The 25,182-nt window shown below is 66.3% G+C and carries 18 protein-coding genes; 14 read left to right on the top strand and 4 right to left on the bottom strand.

Going from position 1 to position 25,182, the window contains the following annotated elements; all coding sequences use genetic code 11:
* Positions 1–10: 10 nt before the first annotated feature.
* The 14 genes from AAG688_RS16080 to AAG688_RS16015 all read left to right on the top strand — a co-directional run bounded on the left by AAG688_RS16080 (position 11) and on the right by AAG688_RS16015 (position 15,973).
* The gene (locus tag AAG688_RS16080; protein ID WP_411833195.1) at positions 11–658 is read left to right on the top strand and encodes an anaerobic ribonucleoside-triphosphate reductase activating protein; all 648 of its coding nucleotides are present in this window, start codon (positions 11–13) and stop codon (positions 656–658) included.
* A 123-nt stretch (positions 659–781) separates the two neighbouring features.
* Positions 782–1,093: a hypothetical protein gene (locus AAG688_RS16075; protein ID WP_411833194.1), complete on the top strand. Its 312-nt coding sequence runs from the start codon at positions 782–784 to the stop codon at positions 1,091–1,093.
* 183 nt (positions 1,094–1,276) lie between these two features.
* A complete protein-coding gene (gene moaA / locus AAG688_RS16070; RefSeq protein WP_411833193.1) occupies positions 1,277–2,287 on the top strand; it encodes a GTP 3',8-cyclase MoaA in 1,011 nt (336 codons plus the stop codon).
* Between the two features lie 106 nt (positions 2,288–2,393).
* The gene (glp, locus tag AAG688_RS16065) at positions 2,394–3,650 is read left to right on the top strand and encodes a gephyrin-like molybdotransferase Glp (RefSeq protein WP_411833192.1); all 1,257 of its coding nucleotides are present in this window, start codon (positions 2,394–2,396) and stop codon (positions 3,648–3,650) included.
* Positions 3,647–3,907 (top strand): MoaD/ThiS family protein, encoded by a 261-nt coding sequence (locus tag AAG688_RS16060; protein WP_411833191.1) that lies wholly within the window; start codon positions 3,647–3,649, stop codon positions 3,905–3,907. Before glp ends, AAG688_RS16060 begins: the two co-directional genes overlap by 4 nt.
* A gap of 1 nt (position 3,908) precedes the next feature.
* Positions 3,909–4,403, top strand: a complete 495-nt coding sequence (locus tag AAG688_RS16055) for a molybdenum cofactor biosynthesis protein MoaE (RefSeq protein WP_411833190.1) — start codon at positions 3,909–3,911, stop codon at positions 4,401–4,403.
* 429 nt (positions 4,404–4,832) lie between these two features.
* A complete protein-coding gene (locus AAG688_RS16050; RefSeq protein WP_411833189.1) occupies positions 4,833–6,239 on the top strand; it encodes a NarK family nitrate/nitrite MFS transporter in 1,407 nt (468 codons plus the stop codon).
* Positions 6,240–6,304: 65 nt separating this feature from the next.
* On the top strand, positions 6,305–10,057 hold the full coding sequence (locus AAG688_RS16045) for a nitrate reductase subunit alpha (protein ID WP_411833188.1): 3,753 nt from the start codon (positions 6,305–6,307) through the stop codon (positions 10,055–10,057).
* Positions 10,057–11,604 carry a nitrate reductase subunit beta gene (narH, locus tag AAG688_RS16040; protein WP_411833187.1) on the top strand — a complete coding sequence of 516 codons (1,548 nt, stop codon included), beginning with the start codon at positions 10,057–10,059 and terminating at the stop codon, positions 11,602–11,604. Before AAG688_RS16045 ends, narH begins: the two co-directional genes overlap by 1 nt.
* Positions 11,601–12,284: a nitrate reductase molybdenum cofactor assembly chaperone gene (narJ, locus tag AAG688_RS16035; protein ID WP_411833186.1), complete on the top strand. Its 684-nt coding sequence runs from the start codon at positions 11,601–11,603 to the stop codon at positions 12,282–12,284. Before narH ends, narJ begins: the two co-directional genes overlap by 4 nt.
* Positions 12,281–12,985: a respiratory nitrate reductase subunit gamma gene (narI, locus tag AAG688_RS16030; RefSeq protein ID WP_411833185.1), complete on the top strand. Its 705-nt coding sequence runs from the start codon at positions 12,281–12,283 to the stop codon at positions 12,983–12,985. The genes narJ and narI overlap by 4 nt, the downstream gene beginning before the upstream one ends.
* A gap of 4 nt (positions 12,986–12,989) precedes the next feature.
* Positions 12,990–13,904: a peptidylprolyl isomerase gene (locus AAG688_RS16025; RefSeq protein ID WP_411833184.1), complete on the top strand. Its 915-nt coding sequence runs from the start codon at positions 12,990–12,992 to the stop codon at positions 13,902–13,904.
* Positions 13,905–13,961: 57 nt separating this feature from the next.
* Complete coding sequence (locus AAG688_RS16020; protein WP_411833183.1) at positions 13,962–15,284, top strand: MFS transporter; 1,323 nt, start codon at positions 13,962–13,964, stop codon at positions 15,282–15,284.
* The gene (locus AAG688_RS16015; protein WP_411833182.1) at positions 15,281–15,973 is read left to right on the top strand and encodes a carbonic anhydrase; all 693 of its coding nucleotides are present in this window, start codon (positions 15,281–15,283) and stop codon (positions 15,971–15,973) included. Before AAG688_RS16020 ends, AAG688_RS16015 begins: the two co-directional genes overlap by 4 nt.
* A 57-nt stretch (positions 15,974–16,030) precedes the next feature.
* Here AAG688_RS16015 and AAG688_RS16010 read toward each other — a convergent pair whose 3' ends face one another.
* From AAG688_RS16010 to AAG688_RS15995, 4 genes are all read right to left on the bottom strand, one after another.
* Positions 16,031–16,819, bottom strand: a complete 789-nt coding sequence (locus tag AAG688_RS16010) for a class I SAM-dependent methyltransferase (RefSeq protein WP_411833181.1) — start codon at positions 16,817–16,819, stop codon at positions 16,031–16,033.
* Positions 16,820–16,839: 20 nt separating this feature from the next.
* The gene (locus AAG688_RS16005; protein ID WP_411833180.1) at positions 16,840–19,119 is read right to left on the bottom strand and encodes a methyl-accepting chemotaxis protein; all 2,280 of its coding nucleotides are present in this window, start codon (positions 19,117–19,119) and stop codon (positions 16,840–16,842) included.
* Between the two features lie 382 nt (positions 19,120–19,501).
* Positions 19,502–21,700 (bottom strand): Z1 domain-containing protein, encoded by a 2,199-nt coding sequence (locus AAG688_RS16000; RefSeq protein ID WP_411833179.1) that lies wholly within the window; start codon positions 21,698–21,700, stop codon positions 19,502–19,504.
* Between the two features lie 221 nt (positions 21,701–21,921).
* Positions 21,922–25,182: a sigma factor-like helix-turn-helix DNA-binding protein gene (locus AAG688_RS15995; RefSeq protein ID WP_411833178.1), complete on the bottom strand. Its 3,261-nt coding sequence runs from the start codon at positions 25,180–25,182 to the stop codon at positions 21,922–21,924.

The following is a 25,182-nucleotide window of genomic DNA, read 5'->3' as shown; positions in this document are numbered from 1 at the left end:
CGTCGGCGGGATGACGCCGCTGACCAGCATCGACTTTCCCGGCCGGCTGGCGGCGGTGTTGTTCCTGCAAGGCTGCCCGTGGCGCTGCGGCTACTGCCACAACCCGGAACTGCTGCCGGCGCGCGCCGCCGGCGGCATCGCCTGGACGGCGGTGGAAGCCTTCCTCGAACGCCGCCGCGGCCTGCTCGACGCGGTGGTGTTCTCCGGCGGCGAACCGACCTCGCAGGCCGCGCTGCCGGAGGCCATCGCGCGGGTGAAGGCGCTGGGCTACCGGGTCGGCCTGCACACCGGCGGCATGTACCCGGCGCGGCTGCGCCGGATCCTGCCGCTGCTGGACTGGGTGGGCCTGGACGTCAAGGCGCCGCGCGACCTGTACGACCAGGTGACCCGGCGCGACCGCAGCGCCGCGCCGATCGATGAATCGCTGCAAGCCCTGCGCGACAGCGGCGTCGATCACGAATGCCGCACCACCTGGGAGCCGGGGTTGTTCCCGCTGGCCGATCTGTACCGGCTGGCCGACGAACTGGCCGCGCGCGGCGTGGAACGCTGGATCGTGCAGGAGTGCCGCGGCGAGGGCTGCCTGCCGATCGCCTCGGCCATGCCGGATCTGGCGCGGCTGCATCGCCAGTTCAGGCATTTCTCGCTGCGCCGCGGCTGAAGGGCGCGGCGCGGGGGCAGGGCCGCCTGCAAGGGTGTAGCATCGCCGACGCAAGCCGGAATCCGCCGCTGCCGCTGCCGGCGCGGGTTCCTCCATCCCCACTGCAACGGGAGGCGCGAGGCGATGTCCAACCCGGATCCGCACAAACAAGGCAGTCCGCTGTGGAGGGTGTTCTGGCTCTACGGCGTGGCCGCGAGCAGCCTGCTGTGGGCCTTGCTGCTGTGGATGCTGGCGCGGCCGGCGCAGGCGGGCGTGATTGTCGCGTTGCTCGGCCTGCTGCTGGCCTACACCGCCTGGATCGTGATCGCGGTCTGGCGCGCGGCGCCGCGCGCCGCCGATCCCCGCTATGGCCTGCTCGCCCGGGCGCTCACGGTGACCTGGGCGATCAACACGGTGCTGCTGGTCTTCTTCCTGGGATTGCAGCGGCTGGCCTGAACGGCGCGGCTCCGTGCATGCGGCCGTGGCCTGCCCGAATGGGGTGGGGTTGATTTCGATCAAACCCCGCCGGCAAGCCGGCCGATAAGCTGCCCGCCCATGAAAGGCATACCAGCGATGGCACTCCGGTGCGATGCGGCGGGCATGCGCCCCGCCACCGTCCCGGACCCGTCGACCATCGGCATGCCGATATCCCCGGGCGCCGGACCGGTGCCGGGCGTGCTCGCCGACAGCCACGGCCGCCGCTTTCCCTACCTGCGCCTGTCGCTGACCGAAGCCTGCAACTACCGTTGCAGCTACTGCCTGCCCGACGGTTACCGCGCCACCGGCGGGGCCGGCTTCCTGTCGCTGGAGGAAATCGTCCGCCTGGTCCGCGCCTTCGCCGCGCTGGGCATGACCAAGGTCCGGCTGACCGGCGGCGAACCAAGCCTGCGCAAGGATCTGGTGCCGATCATCGCCGCGATCTCGGCGGTGCCCGGCATCGCCCGGATCGCGCTGACCACCAACGGCTGCCTGCTGCCGGCGCGCGTGCGCGGCTGGCGCGACGCCGGCCTGACCGCGCTCAACGTCAGCCTGGACAGCCTGGACGGCACGCGCTTCCACGCCATCACCGGCCACGATCGCCACGCCGAGGTGGCCGAGGGCGTGGATCTGGCGCTTTCGCTCGGCTTCGAGGCGGTCAAGATCAACACCGTGCTGCTGCGCGGCCTGAACGACGACGAGCTGCCCGCCTGGGTCGACTACCTGCGCGATCGCCGCACCGCGGTCCGCTTCATCGAATTGATGCGCACCGGCGACAACCGCGAATACTTCCTGCGCCACCACCTGCGCGCGGAAACGCTGGAGCAGGCGCTGATCGAACAGGGCTGGCAACTGCGCCCGCGCCCGGCCGATGGCGGCCCGGCCCGCGAATACGGACGCCCGGGCCATGCCGGGCGCATCGGCATCATCGCACCGTACTCGCGCGACTTCTGCGCCGGCTGCAACCGGCTGCGGGTCACCGCGCGCGGCGACCTGCGGCTGTGCCTGTTCGGCGAATGGGGCATCCCGCTGCGGCCGCTGCTGCAGGCCGACCGCGATCACGACGCGCTGGTGGCGCGCATCGCCGGGCAACTGGGCGCCAAGGCCGACGGCCATCGCCTGCACCAGCAACAGACCGGGCTGCTGTCGCACATGGCGGCGGTCGGCGGATGAACCTGCCGCTGACGAGGCCGTCGGCGGGCCGGCCACGCCGCCATGATGCAGGTCGGACTATGCTGGCGGCCCCTGCCGCCACCGCCATCGAAGGAGAAGCGATCCCATGATCGGCCACGAGCAAGCCCTGGCCATCCTGCTGGCGCGTTCGCGCCGGCTGGAAAGCGTGAGCCTGCCGGTCGCCGAGGCGCTGGACGCCGTGCTGGCCGAAGCGGTGGCAAGCCCGCAGGCGCTGCCGCCGTTCGACAACGCGGCGATGGACGGCTTCGCCGTGGACAGCGGCGGCCGGGCGCTGGAGGCGGGACTGGAAGTGGCCGTCGGCGGCGAACAGGCGGCCGGCGACGGGCGCGCGCGTGCCGAGGGCGGCGCGTGGGAAATCATGACCGGCGCGCGCATCCCCGACGGCCTGGACACGGTGGTGCCGGTGGAACAGGTGGAAGTCCTCGGCGCGGAGCAGGGCGGCGCGCTGCGCACCCGCATCCGCCTGGCCGCGGCCGCGGTGCCGGGCCAGCACGTGCGCCGGCGCGGCGAGGACGTGGACTGCGGCACGGTGGTGATGCGCGCCGGCGAAAGACTGCAGGCGCCGCACCTGGCGATGCTGTCCGCGCTGGGCGTCTCCCACGTGCAGGCGGTGCGCCGGCCGCGGGTGGCGATCATCGCCACCGGGCGCGAGCTGGTGGCGGACCCGGCGCAGGCGCTGGCCAGCGGCCAGATCCGCGACAGCAACAGCCCGTTCCTGCATGCCCGGCTGGCCGCCGCCGGCGCGCAGGTGATCTGGCGGGTGGTGATCGGCGACGACACGATCGCCTTCCAGGGCGCGCTGGACCAGGCGCTGGCGATGGGCGCGGACGTGATCGTCAGCACCGGCGCGGTGTCGCAGGGCCGCTACGATTTCGTGCCTTCGGCCCTGCGCGAGTGCGGCGCCGACATCGGCTTCCACAAGGTCAGGATCCGCCCCGGCAAGCCGCTGCTGTTCGCCACCCTGCCGGGCGGGCAGCTGTATTTCGGCCTGCCGGGCAATCCGGTCTCGACGGCGGTGGGGCTGCGCTTCTTCGTCGAGCCGGCGCTGGCGGCGATGCTGGGCCTGCCGGCGGAGGTTCCGCTGCGGGCGCGGCTGGAAGCGCCCTGGCACGCGCGTTCGGGCCTGCGCATGCACCTGCACGCGCGGCTGTGCTGCGATGCCGAGGGAAGGCTGGTGGCGACGGTGCTGCCGCAGCAGCAGTCGTTCCGGCTGCTGCCGCTGCTGCAGGCCAATGCCTGGGTGGTGGTTCCCGAGGCCGGCGGCGAGCTTGCCGCCGGCCAACTCGTCGATGTCTATGGGCCGGGCCATTGGCAGCCGCCCATGCTGGAGGTGTGCACATGAAGGTGAAGGTCCGTCTTTTCGGCGCGTTCCGCGATCTCGGCGCCGTCCCGCTGGTCGAGGTCGAACTGCCGCAGGACGCGGTGGTGGCGGATCTGCGCGATGCGCTGCACCGCCGCTGGAGTGCGGAACAGGCCGGCTTCAATCCCGGGCTGCTGCGCTGCTCGGCGTTCGCCGACGAGACCCAGGTGCTGCGCGAGCGCGAGCCGCTGGCCGACGGCGCGACGGTGGCGATCCTGCCGCCGGTGAGTGGAGGCTGAGATGGAACGCAACCGTTGTCTCGTCGTCGACGTCCAGGACGGCCGCCTGGATCCTCAGGACGCGCTGGAGTTCGTTTCCGATCCTGGGCATGGCGGCATCGCGATGTTCGTCGGCCGGGTCCGTGACCTCAACAAGGGGCAGGTGGTGACCGGGGTGAGCTACGACATGTTCGAGCCGCTCGCCCTGGCCGGTTTCCGGCGCATGGCCGAACAGACCCAGGCCGAGTTCGGGCCGGCGGCGAAGCTGTACGTCGCCCATGCCAGGGGAAGGCTGGGCGTGGGCGATCTCGCGGTGATCGTGGCGGCGGGAACGCCGCACCGCGACGAAGCCTTCCGCGCCTGCCGGCAGTTGATCGAGGCGGTCAAGCACGGCAGCCCCATCTGGAAGCGCGAGCATTACCAGGACGGCAGCAGCGAATGGAGCGAGGGCTGCTCGCTGTGCGGCCACGACGACGACGCGGCCGCGCCGGACACTCACGCTCCCCGCGACGCATAGCGCGCACGAAGCCGCCGGCGCGGTGCGTTGACGTGGGCCACCGCCCGCGCCCGCGCCGCAGTTGCGCAGGATTGGCCGTCGCCGGCACTCGCGTTTCCGCGCACCTGTGCCCATCACGCGTCCGCACGCCGTGGCCAGGCGTACCCGTCGGCGTAGCAAGGATTACGTAATCGCGCGTCGCACGGCTTGCGCGGCCGAACGTTAGTGATTCCCAATGCGTTTGCGCGCCCGACACGCCTGGCCGCGCGGCGGCAAGCCCGCCAGATACCGGATTGCGGCTCCTTGACTTGGATCAAGAACGAGGCTGATCCGGGAACCGGATTGATTTCAATCAATTCGCATGCGTGAACGCCTATCTAGATTCACCGCCTACAGCATTGTCGGCGGCTCGCTGGGTGCCGGCAGCAACCCTTCCTCCAGGAGAGCGACATGAGCGTCCCGGCCCCCGGCGCCACCCGCAAGCGTTCACCGTTGATCCATGACTGGCATCCGGAGGACATGGCGTTCTGGGCCGACTCCGGCAACCGCATCGCCAACCGCAACCTGATGATCTCCATCCCGGCGCTGCTGCTGGCGTTCGCGATCTGGATGATGTTCTCGGCGGTGACGGTCAACCTGCCGCAGATCGGCTTTGCCTTCAGCACCGACCAATTGTTCTGGCTGGCCGCGCTGCCGGGCCTGTCCGGGGCGACCCTGCGCATCTTTTATTCGTTCGTGATCCCGATCTTCGGCGGCCGGCGCTGGACCGCCATCGCCACCGCCTCGCTGCTAATACCGGCCATCTGGCTGGGCGTGGCGGTGCAGGATCCGACCACGCCGTACTGGCACTTCGTCACCATCGCCATCCTGTGTGGACTGGGCGGCGGCAATTTCGCCTCGTCGATGTCCAACATCTCCTTCTTCTATCCCAAGTCGCGCCAGGGCTATGCGCTGGGCATGAACGCCGGCCTGGGCAACCTGGGCGTGTCGGTCACCCAGTTCGTCATCCCGCTGGTGATCACCGGCGCGCTGTTCGGCCCGCTGCTGGGCGGGCCGCAGGCCAAGGTGGACGGCGGCTCGATCTACCTGCAGAACGCCGGCTTCGTGTGGGTGCCGTTCCTGGTGCTGTGCACGCTGGCGGCGTGGTTCGGCATGAACGACCTGGCCTCCACGCGCTCGTCCTTCAACGAGCAGGCGGTGATCTTCCGCCGCAAGCACAACTGGCTGATGTGCTGGCTGTACATCGGCACGTTCGGCTCGTTCATCGGCTTCTCGGCCGGCTTCCCGATGCTGATCAAGACCCAGTTCCCGGACGTCAACCCGATGGCCTACGCCTTCCTCGGGCCGCTGGTGGGCGCGCTGTCGCGCTCGCTGGGCGGCTGGCTGTCCGACCGCGTCGGCGGCGCGCCGCTGACCTTCTGGGTGTTCGCGCTGATGATCGCGTCGGTGTTCGGCGTGCTGCACTTCCTGCCCGACCACGGCAGCGGCGGTGATTTCCGCGGCTTCCTGGCCTGCTTCCTGGCGCTGTTCGTGCTGACCGGCATCGGCAACGCCTCCACCTTCCGGATGATCCCGGTGATCTTCCGCACGCTGCACGAGCGCTGGTCGGCCGGCGGCGACGAGGCCGCGCAGACGGCGGCGCGCCGCCAGGCCGGCATCGAGTCGGCCGCGGTGATCGGCTTCAGTTCGGCCATCGGCGCCTACGGCGGCTTCTTCATCCCCAAGAGCTACGGCAGCTCCATCGCCATGACCGGCGGGCCGGAGATGGCGCTGTACGGCTTCATCGTCTTCTACGTCACCTGCCTGGCCATCACGTGGTGGTGGTACTTCCGGCGCGGCGCCGAGGCGCCCTGCTGAAGGCAACCACGCAACACCCGACACCCAAGCCAAACCAACACGAACAGCCAAGGGGAGATCCACCCATGAGCCATCTTCTGGACCGGTTGCAATTCTTCCGGCAGGACGCGACGACCTTCTCCGGGGGGCATGGCGTCACCCGGACCGAGAGCCGCCAGTGGGAGGATGGCTACCGCGCGCGCTGGCAGTACGACAAGATCGTGCGCTCCACCCACGGGGTGAACTGCACCGGCTCGTGCAGCTGGAAGATCTACGTCAAGAACGGCCTGGTGACCTGGGAAACCCAGCAGACCGACTACCCGCGCACGCGCGCCGACCTGCCCAACCACGAGCCGCGCGGCTGCCCGCGCGGGGCCAGCTATTCCTGGTACCTGTACAGCGCCAACCGCATCAAGTACCCGCTGCTGCGCGGCGCGCTGGCGAAGATGTGGCGGCAGGCGCGCAAGACGCTGGCGCCGGTGGAGGCCTGGGCCAGCATCGTCGAGGATCAGGCCAAGGCGCGCGAGTACAAGAGCCGGCGCGGCATGGGCGGCTTCGTGCGGGTGAGCTGGGAGGAGGCCAACGAGATCATCGCCGCCTCCAACCTGTACACGGTCAAGCAGTACGGTCCGGATCGCGTGATCGGCTTCTCGCCGATCCCGGCGATGTCGATGGTGTCGTACGCGGCCGGCGCGCGCTACCTGTCGCTGCTGGGCGGCGCCTGCCTGTCGTTCTACGACTGGTACTGCGACCTGCCGCCGGCCTCGCCGCAGGTGTGGGGCGAGCAGACCGACGTGCCGGAATCGGCCGACTGGTACAACAGCCGCTACATCATCGCCTGGGGCTCCAACGTCCCGCAGACGCGCACGCCCGACGCGCACTTCTTCACCGAGGCGCGCTACAACGGCACCAAGACGGTGGCGGTGACGCCGGACTACTCCGAGGTCGCCAAGCTCACCGATCACTGGCTGCATCCCAAGCAGGGCACCGACGCGGCGCTGGCGCAGGCGTTCGGCCACGTCATCCTGCGCGAGTTCCACGTCGAGAATCCCTCGCAGTACTTCACCGACTACTGCCGCCAGTATTCGGACATGCCGCTGCTGGTGCGGCTGGAGAAGCGCGACGACGGCCGCCTGGTGCCGGAGCGCTTCCTGCGCGCCAGTGATCTCGGCGGGCTGGGCGAGAGCAACAACCCCGAGTGGAAGACGCTGGCCTGGGACGAGGTCAGCGGCGAGCTGACCGTGCCCAATGGATCGGTCGGCTTCCGCTGGGGCGAGAAGGGCAAGTGGAACATCGAGGAGAAGGACAGCGCCGGCCGCGCCACGCGCCTGCGCCTGAGCCTGAAGGATCACCACGACGCCATCGAGGCGGTCAGCTTCCCTTATTTCGGCGGCATCGAGCACGACAAGTGGACGGCTTCCACCGGCTTCGACGAGGTGCTGGAGCGCAACATCCCGGTGCGCAGGCTGCAGCTGGCCGACGGCCGCGAATGGACCGTGGCCACCGTCTACGACCTGCTGCTGGCGCAGTACGGCGTGGACCGCGGCTTCGGCGGCGGCAACGTCGCGTCCAGCTACGACGACGACGTGCCGGGCACGCCGGCCTGGCAGGAGCGCATCACCGGCGTGCCGCGCGCCGACGTGATCGAGATCGCGCGCGAGTTCGCCCGCACCGCCGACAAGACCCGTGGCCGCAGCATGATCATCGTCGGCGCGGCGATGAACCACTGGTTCCACAACGACATGAACTACCGCGGCCTGATCAACATGCTGGTCATGTGCGGCTGTGTCGGCCAGACCGGCGGCGGCTGGGCGCACTACGTCGGGCAGGAGAAGCTGCGCCCGCAGACCGGCTGGCAGCCGCTGGCGTTCGCGCTGGACTGGAGCCGGCCGCCGCGGCACATGAACGGCACCTCGTACTTCTACTTCAACTCCGACCAGTGGCGCTACGAGAAGCTGGACACGCGCGAGATCCTCTCGCCGCTGGCCGACGCGTCCAGGTACAGCGGCAGCCTGGTCGACTTCAACCTGCGCGCGGTGCGCATGGGCTGGCTGCCGAGCGCGCCGCAGCTGGACCGCAATCCGCTGCAGGTGGTGCGCGAGGCCGAGCAGGCCGGCATGGCGCCGGCCGACTACGCGGTGGCGCAGATGAAGCAGGGTACGCTGGACTTCGCCTTCGCCGATCCGGACGCGCCGCAGAACTTCCCGCGGGTGATGTTCATCTGGCGCTCCAACCTGCTCGGTTCCTCCGGCAAGGGCCACGAGTACATGCTGCGGCACCTGCTCGGCACCCGCCACGGCTTGCAGGGCAAGGACCTGGGCGAGCGCGGCGCGATCAAGCCGGAGGAAGTGAAGTGGCGCGACGAGGCGCCGGAAGGCAAGCTCGACCTGCTGGTCACGCTCGACTTCCGCATGTGCACCACCGCGCTGTACTCGGACATCGTGCTGCCGACCGCGACCTGGTACGAGAAGAACGACCTCAACACCTCGGACATGCACCCGTTCATCCACCCGCTGTCCAAGGCGGTGGATCCGGCGTGGGAATCGCGCAGCGACTGGGACATCTTCAAGGGCATCGCCCGCACCGTCAGCGGCATGGCGCCGGGCGTGCTCGGCGTGGAGAAGGACCTGGTGCTGGTGCCGACCCTGCACGACACGCCGAACGAACTGGCGATGCCGCTGGGCGTGACCGACTGGAAGAAGGGCGAGTGCGAGCCCATCCCCGGCCGCACCATGCCGTCAATGGCGGTGGTCGAGCGCGACTATCCCAACCTGTACAAGAAGTTCACCTCGCTCGGCCCGCTGCTGGACAAGCTCGGCAACGGCGGCAAGGGCATGAACTGGGATACGAAGGAGGAGGTCGAGTTCCTCGGCGATCTCAACCACCGCGTGCGCGAGGAAGGCGTCAGCCAGGGCCGCCCGTGCATCGAGACGGCGATCGACGCCTGCGAGGTGATCCTGCACCTGGCCCCTGAGACCAACGGCCACGTCGCGGTCAAGGCGTGGGAGTCGCTGGGCGGCTTCACCGGCCGCGAGCACACCCACCTGGCGGTGGGCAAGGAGCACGAGGCGATCCGCTTCCGCGACGTGCAGGCGCAGCCGCGCAAGATCATCTCCTCGCCGATCTGGTCGGGCCTGGAGGACGAGCACGTCAGCTACAACGCCGGCTACACCAACGTGCACGAGCTGATCCCCTGGCGCACGCTGACCGGCCGCCAGCAGTTCTACCAGGACCACGAGTGGATGCTGGCCTTCGGCGAGGGTTTCATGGGCTACCGCCCGCCGGTGGACACCAAGACCATCGCGCCGATCCTGGGCAAGAAGCCTAACGGCAACAAGGAGATCGTGCTGAACTGGATCACCCCGCACCAGAAGTGGGGCATCCACAGCACCTACAGCGACAACCTGATCATGCAGACGCTGTCGCGCGGCGGGCCGATCGTGTGGCTGTCCGAGGACGACGCGCGCGAGGCCGGCATCGAGGACAACGACTGGATCGAGCTGTTCAACGTCAACGGCGCCATCGCCGCGCGCGCGGTGGTCAGCCAGCGCGTGATGAACGGCATGGCGATGATGTACCACGCGCAGGAACGCATCATCAACACGCCCGGTTCGGAGGTGACCGGCACCCGCGGCGGCATCCACAATTCGGTCACCCGCGTGGTGGTCAAGCCGACCCACATGATCGGCGGCTACGCGCAACTGAGCTACGGCTTCAACTACTACGGCACCACCGGCACCAACCGTGACGAGTTCGTGATCGTGCGCAAGATGAACAAGGTCGACTGGCTGGACGGCGAACCCGTGCCCGCCGGGTCCGCCGCCAAGGAGGTGCTGTGATGAAGGTCCGTGCCCAGATCGCGATGGTGCTGAACCTGGACAAGTGCATCGGCTGCCATACCTGCTCGATCACCTGCAAGAACGTCTGGACCAGCCGCGAAGGCGTCGAGTACGCCTGGTTCAACAACGTCGAGACCAAGCCCGGCGTCGGCTACCCGAAGGAGTGGGAGAACCAGGACAAGTGGAACGGCGGCTGGGTGCGCACCGCGGCCGGCAAGCTGGTGCCGCGCGCCGGCGGGCGCTGGCGGATGCTGTCCAAGATCTTCGCCAACCCCGACCTGCCGCAGATCGACGACTACTACGAGCCGTTCGACTTCGACTACCAGCACCTGCACGAGGCGCCGGACGGCAAGCACCAGCCGACCGCGCGGCCGCGCTCGCTGATCAGCGGCCAGCGCATGCAGAAGATCCACTGGGGGCCGAACTGGGAGGAGATCCTCGGCACCGAGTTCGCCAAGCGCGCCAGGGACAAGAACTTCGACGACGTGCAGAAGGAGATCTACGGCGCGTTCGAGAAGACCTTCATGATGTACCTGCCGCGGCTGTGCGAGCACTGCCTGAACCCGGCGTGCGTGTCGGCCTGCCCGTCGGGCGCGATCTACAAGCGCGAGGAGGACGGCATCGTCCTGATCGACCAGGACAAGTGCCGCGGCTGGCGCATGTGCGTGTCGGCCTGCCCGTACAAGAAGATCTACTACAACTGGAAGAGCGGCAAGTCGGAGAAGTGCATCTTCTGCTACCCGCGCATCGAGATGGGCGAGCCGACGGTGTGCTCGGAGACCTGTGTGGGCCGCATCCGCTACCTCGGCGTGATGCTGTACGACGCCGACCGCATCGAGGCCGCGGCCTCGGTGCCGGCGGAGAAGGACCTGTACCAGGCGCACCTGGACACCTTCCTGGATCCGTTCGACCCGGCGGTGATCGAGGCCGCGCGCAAGGAAGGCATCCCCGAAAGCTGGCTGGAGGCGGCCCGCGAGTCGCCGGTGTACAAGCTGGCCATCGACTGGAAGCTGGCGCTGCCGCTGCACCCGGAATACCGCACGCTGCCGATGGTCTGGTACGTGCCGCCGCTGTCGCCGATCCAGTCCGCCGCCGAGCGCGGCCGCATCGGCATGAACGGCGAACTGCCGGACGTGGCCTCGCTGCGCATCCCGGTGCGCTACCTGGCCAACCTGCTGACCGCCGGCGACGAGGCGCCGGTGATCCGCGCGCTGGAGCGGATGATGGCCATGCGCGCCTGGCGCCGCGCGCGCAACGTGGACGGCGTCGAGGACCTGGCGGTGCTGGAGCAGGCCGGGCTGACCGTGGCCCAGGCCGAGGACATGTACCGCTACCTGGCGATTGCCAACTACGAGGATCGCTTCGTCGTTCCCAGCGCGCACCGTGAGTACGCCAACGACGCCTTCGGCGAGCGTGGCGGCTGCGGCTTCAGCTTCGGCAACGGCTGCAGCGGCGACAGCCCGGCGGATCTGTTCGGCCAGCGCAAGTCCACCGCCTACGCGGTGCATCCCAACCGCCAGGAAAAGCACGACGAGGTGGCCGGATGAGCCTGCTCAAGCTGCTCAGCGTGCTGCTGGACTATCCGCGCGAGGAACTCTGGGAGCACGGCGCCGAACTGCTGGAAGCGGCCGACGAGCCGGCCCTGTCCGGATCCCGCCGCGCCGAGCTGGAATGGTTCGTGCGCGACCTGCTCAGGACCGATCCGCTGGAGGCGCAGGACCGCTGGCTGTCGCTGTTCGATCGCGGCCGCTCGATGAGCCTGCTGATGTTCGAGCACATCCACGGCGAATCGCGCGATCGCGGCCAGGCGATGGTCGACCTGGTCGAGGCCTACCGCAGGAACGGCTTCGAGCTGGCGGCCAGGGAACTGCCGGACTACCTGCCGCTGCTGCTGGAATACCTGCAGCAGCGCCCGCAGGAGGAAGCCCGCGACTGGCTGCAGCATCTGGGTCCCATCCTCGGCCTGCTGGCCGCGCGCGCCGAGGAGCGCAAGAGCCCCTACGCGATGCTGTTCGAGATGCTGATCGAATACGCCGACGGCAAGCTCGACCTGCGGGTGATGCGCCAGCGCGCCAGCGAGGAATCCCGCGACGACACCCCCGAGGCGATGGATCGGCTGTGGGAGGAGGAGGCGGTCCGCTTCGGCGCCGAGGCGCCCGGCGAGGACTGCCCGCCCGCCGCCCGCACGATCGCCCGCCCCGCCGCCACCCGACAGGTGCAGCCATGAACCCGCTCAACCAGTTCGCATTCCAGATCTATCCCTACATCGCGCTGGCGGTGCTGTTCATCGGCAGCTGGGCGCGCTTCGACAAGTCGATGTACACCTGGCGCACCGGCTCCAGCCAGCTGCTGTCGGACAAGGGCATGCGCGTGGGCAGCAACCTGTTCCACATCGGCATCCTCGCCATCCTCGGCGGCCACCTGGTCGGCCTGCTGACCCCGCACGCGCTCTACGAGCACTTCATCACCGCGCCGCAGAAGCAGTTGATGGCGATGGCGGTCGGCGGCCTGTTCGGCGCGATGTGCTTCGTCGGCATCTCCATCCTGCTGGTGCGCCGGCTGGCCAACCCGCGCGTGCGCGCCACCGGCACCCGCGGCGACGCCCTGGTGCTGCTGCTGCTGTTCGCGCAGCTGGTGCTGGGCATGATCAGCATCGTGGTCTCGGCCGACCACATGGACGGAGGGGTGATGATGCAGCTGGGCGAATGGGCGCAGCGCATCGTCACCTTCCGCTGGGGCGCGGCCGACTACATCGCCGACGTGCACTGGGTCTACAAGGCGCACGTGTTCCTCGGCATGACGCTGCTGCTGATCACGCCGTTCACCCGCCTGGTGCACGTGTGGAGCATCCCGCTCGGCTACCTGTGGCGGCCCTACCAAGTGGTGCGCCGCCGCCAGCGCCCGCTGCGCTACGGCCCCAGGAGCTGAAGCCATGCGCCGCATCGAGCCGGAACGCCGCAGCCTGCCCATCACCGTCGTCGACCTGCCGGCGCCCGCGCCGGCCGCCGCCCACCACGGGCATCAGCATGATGAGGAGGCCGGCGAGGGCGAGCGCACGCTGGGCCAGCCGGCGCCGTGCCTGCTGTTCGTCGGCGACGCCGGCATCAGCGAGGCCGAGATCGCCCGCGAGATGCAGTTCCACCGCGCGCCGCGGCCGGAACAGGCGCGCGCCGACGCGGCGCGCGCGCTGGTGGTGCGCGAACTGCTGCGATGCGAGGTCGAGCGGCTGGGCCTGGACGGCCAGGTCCGGCCGGCCGCCGGCGAACCGATCGAGGAAGCCCGCATCCGCGTGCTGCTGGAGACCCAGGTCGAGGATCGCAGGCCGGACGAAGCCGACTGCCTGCGCTACTACGAGCACAACCGCGCGCGCTTCCACGCGCCGGATCGCATCCGCGTGCGCCACATCCTGCTGGCCGCGCCGGCCGATGACGCCGCCGCCCGCTTCAAGGCGCGCGCCGAGGGCGAGCGCCTGATCGCCGAACTGCAGGCCAACCCGGTGCTGTTCGCCGACTTCGCCCTGCGCCATTCGCAGTGCCCGTCGAAGGACCAGGGCGGCGAGCTGGGCTGGCTGCAGCGCGGCCAGACCACGCCGGAGTTCGACCGCCAGGTGTTCCGCCTGCGGCAGGGCCTGGCCGGCTTCCCGGTGGAATCGCGCTGGGGCTACCACGTGGTCAGCGTGGACGCGATCGAGGCGGGCGAGCCGCTCGGCTTCGAGCAGGTGCGCGAACAGATTTCCGACTACCTCGAACTGCAGGTGCGCCAGCAGGAACTGCAGCACTACCTGCTCGCGCTGCAGGAGCGCTACGGCGTGCGCGGCCTGCAGGAGATCGAGGCGCTGGCCGCCTGACGCCGCCGCGGGCGGCGGGGCGGTTTTCCTTTCCAGATTCGCTACGGGGACACGAACATGCAGGACCTCACCGGCGTCACAGGCGGCCAGCAGCAACGGGCGCTATGGCTCAGTACCTTCGCCTTCACCGTCTGCTTCGCGATATGGATGATCTTCTCGATCATCGGCATCCAGATAAAGCAGCAGCTCGGCCTCAACGACACCCAGTTCGGCCTGCTGATCGCCACGCCGGTGCTCAGCGGATCGCTGATCCGCATCTTCCTCGGCGTGTGGGCCGACCAGTTCGGCGGCCGCAAGGTGCTGACCGGGGTGATGCTGTGCGGCGCGGTCGCCACCTGGCTGCTGACCTACGCAAGCACCTACACGCAGTTCCTGATCGCGGCGCTGTTCGTCGGCATCGCCGGCGGCTCGTTCTCGGTCGGCGTGGCCTACGTGTCCAAGTGGTTCCCGGCCAGCAAGCAGGGCACGGCGCTGGGCATCTTCGGCGCCGGCAACATCGGTTCGGCGGCGACCAAGCTGCTGGCGCCGATGGTGATGGTGGCCTACGGCTGGACCACGGTGGCCAAGCTGTGGGCGGTCGGGCTGGCGGTGGCGGGCGTGCTGTTCTTCCTGCTCAGCCAGGAGGATCCGTCGCTGGAGGAGCGCCGCCGCACCGGGGTCAAGCCGATGCCGTTCTCCGAGCAGATGGCGCCGCTGCGCAACCTGCAGGTGTGGCGGTTCTCGCTGTACTACTTCTTCGTGTTCGGCGGCTTCGTGGCGCTGGCGCTGTGGCTGCCGCGCTACCTCATCGGCGCCTACGGCATGGACGTCAAGACCGCCGGCATCATCGCCGCCTGCTACTCGATCCCGGCCAGCCTGTTCCGCGTCGTCGGCGGCTGGATGTCGGACCGGATGGGCGCGCGCACGGTGATGTACTGGACCTTCGGCGTGTCGGTGGTCTGCACCTTCCTGCTGGCCTATCCGGACACCCAGTACGTCGTGCGCGGCATCGAGGGCGACATCGCCTTCCGCCTGGCCATCGGCGTGGTGCCGTTCACCGTGCTGGTGTTCGTGCTCGGCTTCTTCATGTCGCTGGGCAAGGCGGCGGTGTACAAGCACATCCCGGTCTACTACCCGCAGCACGTCGGCGCGGTCGGTGGCGTGGTCGGCATGATCGGCGGCCTCGGCGGCTTCATCCTGCCGATCGCCTTCGGCGCGATGAACGACCTGATCGGCGTGTGGACCAGCTGCTTCATGCTGCTGTTCCTGGTGGCCGCCGCCGCGCTGGCGTGGATGCACTTCGCCATCCGCCGCATGGAGCGCCGCCGCCATCCCGGCCTGGTTCAGGAGACGGACCTGCCGGAGATCATCGAGGCGGCGGGCAGCGTGGCGCGGCGATGAAGCTCACCGGTTCCCAGGCCCTGCGGCGATTGCGCGAGGGCAACCGCCGCTTCCACGACGGGCTGATCAGCCTGGATTCGCTGGCCAGCCACGTCAGGCGGCGCGAGCTCAGCGAATCGCAGGATCCGATCGCGATCGTGCTGGGCTGCTCGGACTCGCGCGCGCCGGCGGAGATGGTGTTCGACCAGGGCCTGGGCGACCTGTTCGTGATCCGCGTGGCCGGCAACATCGCCGCGCCCTCGCAGATCGCCAGCATCGAGTTCGCCGCCGCCGCGTTCGGCACGCGGCTGGTGGTGGTGCTGGGGCATTCGGGCTGCGGCGCGGTGCGCGCCACCCTCGACTGCCTGTGCAGCGACGCCTGCTGCTCGCCGGCGCTGCACGCCATCGTCGATCGCATCCGGCCGGCGGTGGAGCCGCTGCTGGACGCGGAGGGCATGGAGCAGCGCGCCCGGTTGATGGCCGCCTCGGTGCGCGCCAACGTGCGCGCCTCCATCGCGCAGATCCGCAACGGCTCGGCCATCCTGCAGTCGATGATCGACGCGGGCGAGTTGCTGATCGTCGGCGCGGAGTATTCGCTGGACAGCGGGCAGGTGGATTTCTTCGAGAATCCCGAGGGCGATGATGACGGCGCGCGGCTTGCCGCGTTGCACGCGCCCGCCCCCCAGGCCACGCGCGCCTTGTCGGCCTGAGAGGCTGATCGGCGCCGATTTGGTCTTCGCGTCATCCCCGCGAAGGCGGGGACGACGTCAAGGTTTTTCCCAGCCGATGAAGGCCCAGCGCCGCGCCGGCATCAGGATCGGTCCCCGGCCGATGCGCTCGTCGTGCCACCGGTGCAGCCGTGCGATCTCGTCCGCGTCCAGCGCGCCCAGCGACCAGGCGACCCGCCGCAGCAGTTCGTCGAAACCGGTGATCGCGGCCGGCTCGCCGCCGTCGATGTAGTCCACCCGCGCGTGGATGCCCATGCCGTGCAGGATGTTGAGGATGTAGATGTAGTCGGGCAGCGGCAGCTGGCGGCGGCCGAGCACCGGCAGGATTTGCGGATCGACGAAGTGGCCGCCGACGCGATGGGTCAGGTAGACGCGCCGGCGTGCCTTGGCGTGCAGCTTCGCCAGCGCGGCGGCCATGTCCTCGACCTGGGTCGAGCGCGATGCGATGGCGATGTCGCACTCGGGCACGTCGTTCCAGTCGTCCTCCCAGGCGCACAGGCGCGCGTCGATGTTGCCGGCGCCCTGCGCGCGCGCGCCCTCGCGCAGCGCCTCCAGCATCGCCGGGCTGTAGTCCAGCGCGACGATGTGGCGCAGCCGCGCCGCCAGCGGCAGGCTCAGCGCGCCGTTGCCGCAGCCCACGTCGAGCAGGCTCTCGCAGCCGGACAGATCCATCCGCGCGATGAAGGCCTCCGCGTAGCCGCCGTGCGCCAGGCGCTTGCCGACGCTGCCGGCGCGCGCGTTCCAGTCGCCAGCGGCCTTGGGACCGCGGGCGGTGGCGGCCATGTGGTCGCGGTAGAGGCGGGCGAAATCGATGGCGGCGATGGTCATGGCGCGGCCGCCGGTGCCGCCTAGGCGGATTCGGCGGCCGCTTGCCTGCCGGGCTGCGGCACGGCGGCCGATGGGGCCGGGTCGATGCGGAACACCGACACCACCTCCTGCAATGCGTGCGCCTGATCTTCCAGGCTGTGCGCGGCGGCGGAGGCTTCCTCGACCAGCGCGGCGTTCTGCTGGGTGGTCTCGTCCATCTGGGTGATGGTCTGGTTGACCTGCTCGATGCCGACCGACTGTTCCTGCGAGGCGGCGGAAATCTCGGCCATGATGTCGGTGACCCGCTGCACCGAGGCGACGATTTCGCCCATCGTGGTACCCGCCTGGTTGACCAGCACCGAACCCTCGGCGACCTTGCCCACCGAGTCGTCGATGAGTTGCTTGATTTCCTTGGCGGCGCTGGCGCTGCGCTGGGCCAGCGTGCGCACCTCCGAGGCGACCACGGCGAAGCCGCGGCCCTGATCGCCGGCGCGCGCGGCTTCCACCGCCGCGTTGAGCGCCAGCACGTTGGTCTGGAAGGCGATGCCGTCGATGACCGAGATGATCTCGGCGATCCTGTGCGAGGACTGCTCGATGTCGCGCATGGTGGCGACCACCTGGCCCACCACCTGCCCGCCCTGCGAGGCGACGCCGGCGGCGCCGATGGCGAGCTGGTTGGCCTGGCGCGCGGAGTCGGCGTTCTGGTGGACGGTGGAGGTCAGTTCCTCCATCGAGGCGGCGGTCTCTTCCAGGTTGGCGGCCTGCTGCTCGGTGCGGCGCGACAGGTCGTTGTTGCCGGAGGCAATCTCGCCGGCGGCGGTATTGATCTGTCCGGAGGCGTGCTGGATGCGGCCGACGATGTCGGTGAGCTGGGCGACGGTGGCATTGGCGTCGTCGCGCATGCGGGCGAACACGCCGTGGAAATCGCCTTCCATGCGGGTGGTGAGATCGCCGTGGGCCAGTGCGTTGAGCAGCCGCGAGACTTGTTCGGCGCTGGAGGACACCGTGTCCACCAGTCCGTTGACGCCCAGGGCGAGCTGGCGAAGCATGCCCTGCATGCCTGTCACCGGGACGCGCAGGCCGAAGTTGCCCTTGCGGGCCGCCTCGAGCAGCGTGGTGATCTCGGCTTCGACCACCGTCTCGGTCGTCACGTCGTGCCACTCCACGACCGTGGCGACCCGCTGCCCGGCGGCGTCGAACACCGGATTGATCAGCAGCGAGAACGCCTGCGAGCCGAAGCGCAGGCGCGCCTGGTGGGTGCCGGTCAGCGTGTCCAGCACCGCGATCTGCCGCTCGGGCTGCACATGGAACTGATCCACGCAGCCCCCTTCCACCTTGCCGGCATCGAAATCGGGCAGCGTCTTGCGGATGTCGTCCTGTGCCTGTTCGAGCAGCGCCCGCATCGCGGGGTTGAGGTAGACGATCCGCCTTTCGCGATCGGCGATCATCACGTTGGCCTTCACCGCATCCAGCGCATTGCGGATGCGCAGGTTTTCCTCGGCCTGCATCTTGAGTTGCTGGACCTCGTAGCCCTGCCGGATCTGCATCGACTTGATGACCCGCGCCAGGTGTCCCTGCATGCCTTCGCCGGCGATGTCGATCTCGCGGGTGTAGTCGCCGCTGGTCATCGCCTGCAGCGTCGCGGCGAGGGAGGCCAGTTCGCCGTCGCGGCGGCGCAGCTCGCGGACGGCGAAGAAGGCAAACGCGCCGGTCAGCAGGAGCGCCGGCCAGATCGTCGATCCGATCGACCCCTTGGCCAGGCCATAGCCGGCCAGTGCCGCCGCCAGGACGATGGCGACCATTCCCGCGGCATACGAGGCTTCATGCCGCCGCGCCCCGGCCAGCAACCGCTGCAGGCGCGCGAACGGCGAGGTGCGGACGACCTGGCCGTGCTCCACCGCGAGCCCGGGATCACCCTGGTTGATGGCCGCATAGGCCTGCTCGGCGGCCGCGATGGCCTCCCGCGAAGCCTGGCGCCGGACCGACATGTAGCCGACCAGCTTGCCATCCGTATGGCAGGGCGTGGCATGGGCGTGGACCCAGTAGTGGTCGCCGTTCTTGCAACGGTTCTTGACCATCCCCACCCACGGCAGGCCCGCCTTCAGGTCCCGCCACAGGTCCGCGAACGCCGCCGGCGGCATGTCCGGGTGGCGGACGATGTTGTGCGCCGACCCCAGCAGTTCGTCGGTGGAAAAGCCGCTGATGTCCAGGAAGTCCCGGTTGATTTCCCGGATCACCCCCTTGCCGTCCGTCTTGGAGACGATGGTGGTGGTGTCGGAAAGGAAGACCTCGTGCCCCGTAATGGGCAGGTTCTTGCGCATAAAGAAGGGACCCCTGATTGAAAGGCGAGGCTTTCATTTCACCCGGGCACCGACCTCCCGGCGCGAGGCGGGGCGTGGCATGCTCCCGGACGCAGCCGCATCGCATCGCGCATCTTGTAGGGCAGAAAACCTTGGGGACATTGATCTTGATCAAGCCGGCATCATTGGAATCCGGATGACGTCAGGGCTCTCTTGTCTGCCCACAGCACGGCATGGCGACCCTGCGCGACACGACGCTCGGCCAGGGGCCCAGAGAGGCAACAAAAAACCCATAAAATCATGGACTTGCCTGTATATTCCGGTACAGATATTTAGATTCTTTCCAAGGCCTTGGTCATGAAGTGTCTCTTTGTCAAAGCCGCATGCAGCGGTATTCACCAGGTTAGTTAATGGTGTCGGTGGCGAAGATTGCAGTTGGCGTATTGGCTTGCGCACGAACGACGGGCCAGTAGAATGGAGCGTCACGCCACCCCTTCACTGCCTTACCTTCCTGTCGGAGCAAGAACAGGATCGGGTGATTGACGGCGTACTTCTTCGCCATCTGACCTTCCGTCTTCTCAGAGTCCGGGGTTTCGATGTAGGTTGCGTGCGAATCTTCGCCCGCTAAGCGCGCGGAGTTGCGTCCGGAAGCGGCCCATAGCCAGACCTTTCCGCGCTGATCCTTGTCCGGGTGCTGAGCGCTCAGATGTGCCAGCGCTGCATGTGCCGCGTCCCATTCAAACGGAGTGGCGTCGTTCTCGTCCTCGAACAGCAAGGTTGGCTGGATCAGTCGCAATAGCTCCTGAGCGACAGATACCGGAACCAACTTCGGCTCGTCTGCGTCGAAGCCGACGAGCTGCTCGATCTCTTTATCGATCTGTTCGATGGCCTTGCTGATACCGTTGGCCCCGGTGCGGTAGCCGGTCTGAAAGCCGATTGGCAGCAAGCGCTTGTGCGGCCGCAGGGTTTGTGTGGTGGAAACCAAGATCTTATTGGGGCTGCATGGGACGATGGCACCGTCCTGCGCCTTGCGAATGAACTGAACAGCCTGGTCCCCGCCTTCGTCGATGGTTGCGCGTAGCGAAGAGTCAAACTCTTCCATCTGCTGCATGGCTTTTCGGATTGGCCACGAGGTGTAGAAGCGTGTCACCGCCAGATCATCACGTCGGTAGCCATACATGCGCGAGTGCTGTAGCACGGTGTCTTGTTGAAACTTGTTGGGGCGACGGCCGTAGTAGAAGCCGATCAGGTTGACCAACGTGACGCCACGATCTAGTACCTGGCCACCGAGGAAAATATTGAGTGGGCTACGGAGCTTGAGTTGGCCGGTATCGTCGAGCAGATCGGCGACGTTTTCTTCCGAGTTAACCTTGGTAATGGTGACGTGATCGTCAGCGAGGCCTTCGACAACGCCAGCGAATACACCCTCAAAGGCAGGGACTGGCTTCTTGTCCAAGATCAATGAGCTTGCCAGGTCATCGTATGCGGCCCGCGCCAGCTCGCGTAGAACAGGCGCACCGTCGTCGGCTGCCTGTTTGAGTTGGTCAACAATTGCTCGCGTCAAACGCTCTTGCCATGCGTGTGCCTCCTTGCCAGCTTCGGAATGGAGCAAGAAGGAGTAACGCAACTTTTTCGGCCTTTTTCCAGCACTGATGCCGTTGATGCGCTGAATGCTGCCGCCGACGATAAATGTGACCAACGCAGAGCGGTAGCCTTTAATCTGCTTGGCAGTGAGTACGTTCTCCAGCTTGAATGCACGCCCGTCTGGCTTCTTGAGTCGGTCAAATTCGTCATGATCAACGCAGAAGTGGATCAGGCTTTCCACAGTATTCTCGGTACCTCGAGCCGACGTGCCAAAGTAAGTGTCTCCGCCAACATATTCCAATGGCACTGGCACCAGTTTAGTGAAGGCCGGGCGCATGGGTTTGAATTCCACCACATTGTCGACTTCCACCTCCGTAGGCTGGAGATAGAGCGAATAGGGAGTGGCGGTAACTTGGAGGAATGAAACGTTCGGGATGACCGAGCGCAAGGTGCTGATTTGAGCAGCGATTTTGTTGGCTTCGTTGATGTCACCTTTTTTTGAGTAACCGATGGAAGCGCTGTCGGCTTCGTCATCCACAATGATGACTCGTTTGGTAGCCATCTTCGGATGGTTCTGGAACAGTTCGATGAGGCGTCGTAGGTTATCGTCTTGCTTTTTGGCGACGAAGATCAGTTTTGAGTCTAACTCGAACTTACCAAACACCTTAGGTGCGCTCATGATGTCGTAGATGTCGAGCTCACCATCTTCGACGAACATCGCGAATTCGCTGCGCAGGCGCTTGTAAGTTTGTTCGATCAGCGCCTTGGAGTTCTTGCTCAGTACAATCGCGATGTCAAATCCGTTGTCGAAGGCCAGCGCCAATACGCTTATGAATGTGCGGGTTTTGCCGCTTTGGACTTTTCCGAGCAGCATGCCTGGTCGCTCGGATGTGGTAGCAGTTGTCAGCAAGGAAGACACCGTTTCTTCTGCACAGCGGAACGTGTCTTCGCTGAAGGACTGATTGGCGCTTCTGTAATTCTGGTAGAAGGATCCGGAGGTGTTGAGTTTGCGTGTCATCAAGGTAGACTCTAGGGTTGTCTCGGATGGTGCGATGCATCAAGGAGGTGAGACAGATCGCCCCGAAAAGCACTGTGCGCGGATGGAACATAAACCAGATGCGATGAGATCCAGCAATCTGTCACGACACTCGGTATTACTTTTCCTGTTAATAAGCATACTTTGCTGCATTCAATAATTCACCCGGTGAACCGTTATCCCCCGCCCCAACTCTCCCTTGCTTATGGAGGAGGGAGTCGCGCATCTTCGCGCAGCATTATCGCCTCCGTGACACCCTTGGCCGCGGCCTGATCCAGTAGGCGAATGGTATCGGGTACCCATGCGTGCATTCGCTCACGCAACATCAGGGCTAGTTCATAAGCGGCTCGGCCATGCCCGTACTGTGCGGCACGCTTAAGCAAATATATGGCGGTGTTGGGATTCTTACGCGTCAGACTACCGTCCCGATAGGCCATTGCTACCAAATAGCATGCAGTGGCGTTACCAATTTTGGTCCCTGCATTGAGGTAAACCAAGCCCTGCTGGCGGTCTTTGCGTGAGCCGTCGCCCAGCTCCCCAGCAAGCAATAAACGCCCTAGGCGCACGCATGCAGGCACATGCTTCCCATGTGCAGCACGCTCCAGCCAGTACTGGGCTGCCTGCATGTTGGGTGCTGCGCCGATACCATCCTGTAGCTGCTTGGCCAGCTGGTATTGTGCATTCAGATCGCCTGTCTGGGCCTTTGATACCAAGACTGAGATACTGTTGATGGTGGCGGCCGGCTTTGGAATATCCTGTGGTGCGACTACGGAAGGCACGGTATCAGCTGCATCTGGCAAGATCAGCTTCGCCAACTCTTCAGCCTCAACTACGTCATGGCTGACCGTGCTGGCCACAGCTTCCTCTGTCAGTGCCCCGGGCGCAGTAAGCGCATCGACAAAGTCCCTGGAAACATCCAGGCCATCGCTATCTGTCGCAGTACCACATGCCTCATCTGATTCAATAGCATCAGTCGCCGTGGCTTGCGCTGATTTGAATTCAACGCCTACTTCAGCTGCCCAGTTGCTGATGCGTTGCGTCCATTCAGGCCCACATGCCCACCCAGTGCCAGGGCTTGAAGCAGCTTCTTGAACCATTTCAAGGCAAGCACCCTTGGTCCAGCTGAGCTCGCCATACTGCAGGTATTCGTCGGCCAGCATTGCGTACCACCGTGCGGCTTCAGGACCGATTCGATGCTTGGCCCACCAAGTGTCCGCATCCTGCTGCAATGCCCCCACACGTGCCAGGATGGCGAGTAGAGTTCCATTGACCTGCTGAAGTACGCCGCGTGGTCGGGTAACCCGATTGGCCATGACTGCGCTGAGTCCATCAGTTTGGCGAATGACTAGCAGGAAGCGAAGCAGGCGCACCGGATCGGGTAAACGGCTTCCAACTGGCAGTGAAACAGCCTTTGGCCGCTGAGCGATTGCAGTCTTCCGCTCGCACCAGTAGGTCTGATCAGTTGGCGGCAACGGCCATGTTTTGGGCTTGCAGACCCAGAGTAGTTGAGGCAGGCAGTCCCAGCCATCGCGCTCGGCCTGTTTGCAGAGCGCGAATTCGAAGGCAGGCGTCCAGCCTTGGTACACCGACTCCGGCTCCTCCCCACAAAGGCGACAACCGATGATCTCGAGGGCATCCTCCTTGATCAGGTCCATCGTTCGCCAGCCTGGCGCTTCCGGACTCGAAGTCGGCCCTGCCAGTCCGTAGTAGCGTGGGGTTACAGAGATCACGTTTGGGCGTTGCCCCAACTGGGACATTGCACTCACGAGAGGCATGTCGATACTTTCTGCAAGAGTTTCGGCCGTGGCTGGGCCATGACGCAGCTCATTCATCAACTGCCCAACATCTCCCCGGAGCACTTCCGGATCGGGAGTCGGGAACCGAGGTTCCAAGTCGAGTCCGTGCTGCGCACTTGAGAAACCAAGGGCAAATAATGAGTTGTTGTTGTCAAGCACGAACAGATGTGGTGCACCGCGTTTGTCGGAGGCCGCTATCCGCAGATCGTTGGACGAACAGGCATCAATATCCTCAAATCGTCTGCGGTACTCCTGCCACAGTACGAATTGCGAAATCGGTACTGAATCCGGGGCAAGATGCACGGCAAGGACATGCAGCCGGATCGCACGTCGCACATAGGCTGACGGCTCATCCCGGCACACGTAGCCGGCGTAAACAGTGAACTTCTTGTGCGCTGACACCACGGCCAGGACATCCGCGATACCGACCCCCAGCAAGGACGCAAACGTATCGGCAGGAAGGGGAAGCGACTGTTTGCTTTCGAGCAACTCGTCCAGCCATTCTTCGATGATGGGATAAGTGGTCCGGGACTTTTCGGGGTCGGTCACCCAGCAGAACATGGAAAATGGCGAGTACCGGTGGAGCGCATGGTCAGCCAGCGCTGCGAGCTGCTGCACGCGTTTCTGCGCGCCAGTTACTGGGAAAGCCACATCCAGTGCCAATAGGATCCAGCCATCGACCACCGACTTGTCATCGCACAGGCTCTCGATTTTCTGGTTCGTCAGTGATGATCCTGTCTCGGTAAATCCTTCAACCAGCTGGGTTATCCACGACGATAGCGCCTCTCTCGCCTGGTGCCCCAAGTCCGGGAGGAACTGCAATCGGCGAATGACTTTTGCTTCAATCTGCCTGACACGTTCGCGTGTAACGTCATATCGTTGGCCAACGACATCGAGCGTCTGTTCGTCATCATCGCCCAAGCCGTAGCGCGCTATGACAATAGCTGACGCACGCACACCATCCAGGCGTGGATCAATAGATTCGATGATTCTGGCAACCAGGGATTCCATTTCCTCGTTTCGGTTGGGGCGTCGCGCCGCCTGCAATATTGGCTCGGGCAGGTCAAGATCGGCAACAGAGTCAATGTCGTTCAATTCATTCTGCACGCTGTCGTCTGGGTCATCGCCCGTCGCGGTGGCGTCCGACGGCACGGCATCGAGCGAGCCTTCGTCAATCGCTGAAAGATACTCGCTGTTCAGCCTGTCGTCGGCGGCGAAGCAAGCCAGGAGCTGGCGATGCAGCTCGTTGATGTCCACCAGAGTCGGACTGCCCTGAACAATCGCCAGAATGCGTCCGCCGGTGGCAACTTGTAGCTCGATGATGGTGCCGTCATTTGACGCTGGGTCATGCGGAAGCAAACTGCCACCCTGAACGGGGAGGGCGTCTTGCAAAGCTGAGCCTGCACGCATCACGCTGCCGCCTCTACCCCGTCCGATTGTCAGCGCACCGCGCGCAACCAGGCGATCACGAACTGACCAATATTTACCATCAGCCCAGCCCTTGTTTTTCAGCTCTCTCAAAAGAGTGACGTTGCCAACACTTCTATCAAGCGGAATCGCTCCCAGCAGCTGATTCTCGAGGGCCTCGATCTCTGCGTCCGTCAATTCTTCAAGCATGCCTGTCCCCTGTTGTTTCTCTTCATGCATGGCCTTGGCGTATTCAGCCAC

It is taken from the genome of Pseudoxanthomonas mexicana (assembly GCF_046736355.1).
GTDB classification, from domain to species: domain Bacteria; phylum Pseudomonadota; class Gammaproteobacteria; order Xanthomonadales; family Xanthomonadaceae; genus Pseudoxanthomonas_A; species Pseudoxanthomonas_A mexicana_B.
Note: the sequence above shows the minus strand (reverse complement) of the source record. Positions and strands in the feature narration are given on the sequence as shown.

What these genes read in the sequence shown, in the direction of transcription:
- AAG688_RS16015 (WP_411833182.1), top strand. Translation starts at nt 15,281, where the DNA reads ATGAAGCTCACCGGTTCCCAGGCCCTGCGGCGATTGCGCGAGGGCAAC.
- AAG688_RS16045 (WP_411833188.1), top strand. Translation starts at nt 6,305, where the DNA reads ATGAGCCATCTTCTGGACCGGTTGCAATTCTTCCGGCAGGACGCGACG.
- narH (WP_411833187.1), top strand. Translation starts at nt 10,057, where the DNA reads ATGAAGGTCCGTGCCCAGATCGCGATGGTGCTGAACCTGGACAAGTGC.
- AAG688_RS16000 (WP_411833179.1), bottom strand. Translation starts at nt 21,700, where the DNA reads ATGACACGCAAACTCAACACCTCCGGATCCTTCTACCAGAATTACAGA.
- glp (WP_411833192.1), top strand. Translation starts at nt 2,394, where the DNA reads ATGATCGGCCACGAGCAAGCCCTGGCCATCCTGCTGGCGCGTTCGCGC.
- AAG688_RS16005 (WP_411833180.1), bottom strand. Translation starts at nt 19,119, where the DNA reads ATGCGCAAGAACCTGCCCATTACGGGGCACGAGGTCTTCCTTTCCGAC.
- AAG688_RS16060 (WP_411833191.1), top strand. Translation starts at nt 3,647, where the DNA reads ATGAAGGTGAAGGTCCGTCTTTTCGGCGCGTTCCGCGATCTCGGCGCC.
- AAG688_RS16010 (WP_411833181.1), bottom strand. Translation starts at nt 16,819, where the DNA reads ATGACCATCGCCGCCATCGATTTCGCCCGCCTCTACCGCGACCACATG.
- AAG688_RS16020 (WP_411833183.1), top strand. Translation starts at nt 13,962, where the DNA reads ATGCAGGACCTCACCGGCGTCACAGGCGGCCAGCAGCAACGGGCGCTA.
- narJ (WP_411833186.1), top strand. Translation starts at nt 11,601, where the DNA reads ATGAGCCTGCTCAAGCTGCTCAGCGTGCTGCTGGACTATCCGCGCGAG.
- AAG688_RS16055 (WP_411833190.1), top strand. Translation starts at nt 3,909, where the DNA reads ATGGAACGCAACCGTTGTCTCGTCGTCGACGTCCAGGACGGCCGCCTG.
- AAG688_RS16025 (WP_411833184.1), top strand. Translation starts at nt 12,990, where the DNA reads ATGCGCCGCATCGAGCCGGAACGCCGCAGCCTGCCCATCACCGTCGTC.
- narI (WP_411833185.1), top strand. Translation starts at nt 12,281, where the DNA reads ATGAACCCGCTCAACCAGTTCGCATTCCAGATCTATCCCTACATCGCG.
- AAG688_RS16080 (WP_411833195.1), top strand. Translation starts at nt 11, where the DNA reads ATGACGCCGCTGACCAGCATCGACTTTCCCGGCCGGCTGGCGGCGGTG.
- moaA (WP_411833193.1), top strand. Translation starts at nt 1,277, where the DNA reads ATGCCGATATCCCCGGGCGCCGGACCGGTGCCGGGCGTGCTCGCCGAC.
- AAG688_RS16050 (WP_411833189.1), top strand. Translation starts at nt 4,833, where the DNA reads ATGAGCGTCCCGGCCCCCGGCGCCACCCGCAAGCGTTCACCGTTGATC.
- AAG688_RS16075 (WP_411833194.1), top strand. Translation starts at nt 782, where the DNA reads ATGTCCAACCCGGATCCGCACAAACAAGGCAGTCCGCTGTGGAGGGTG.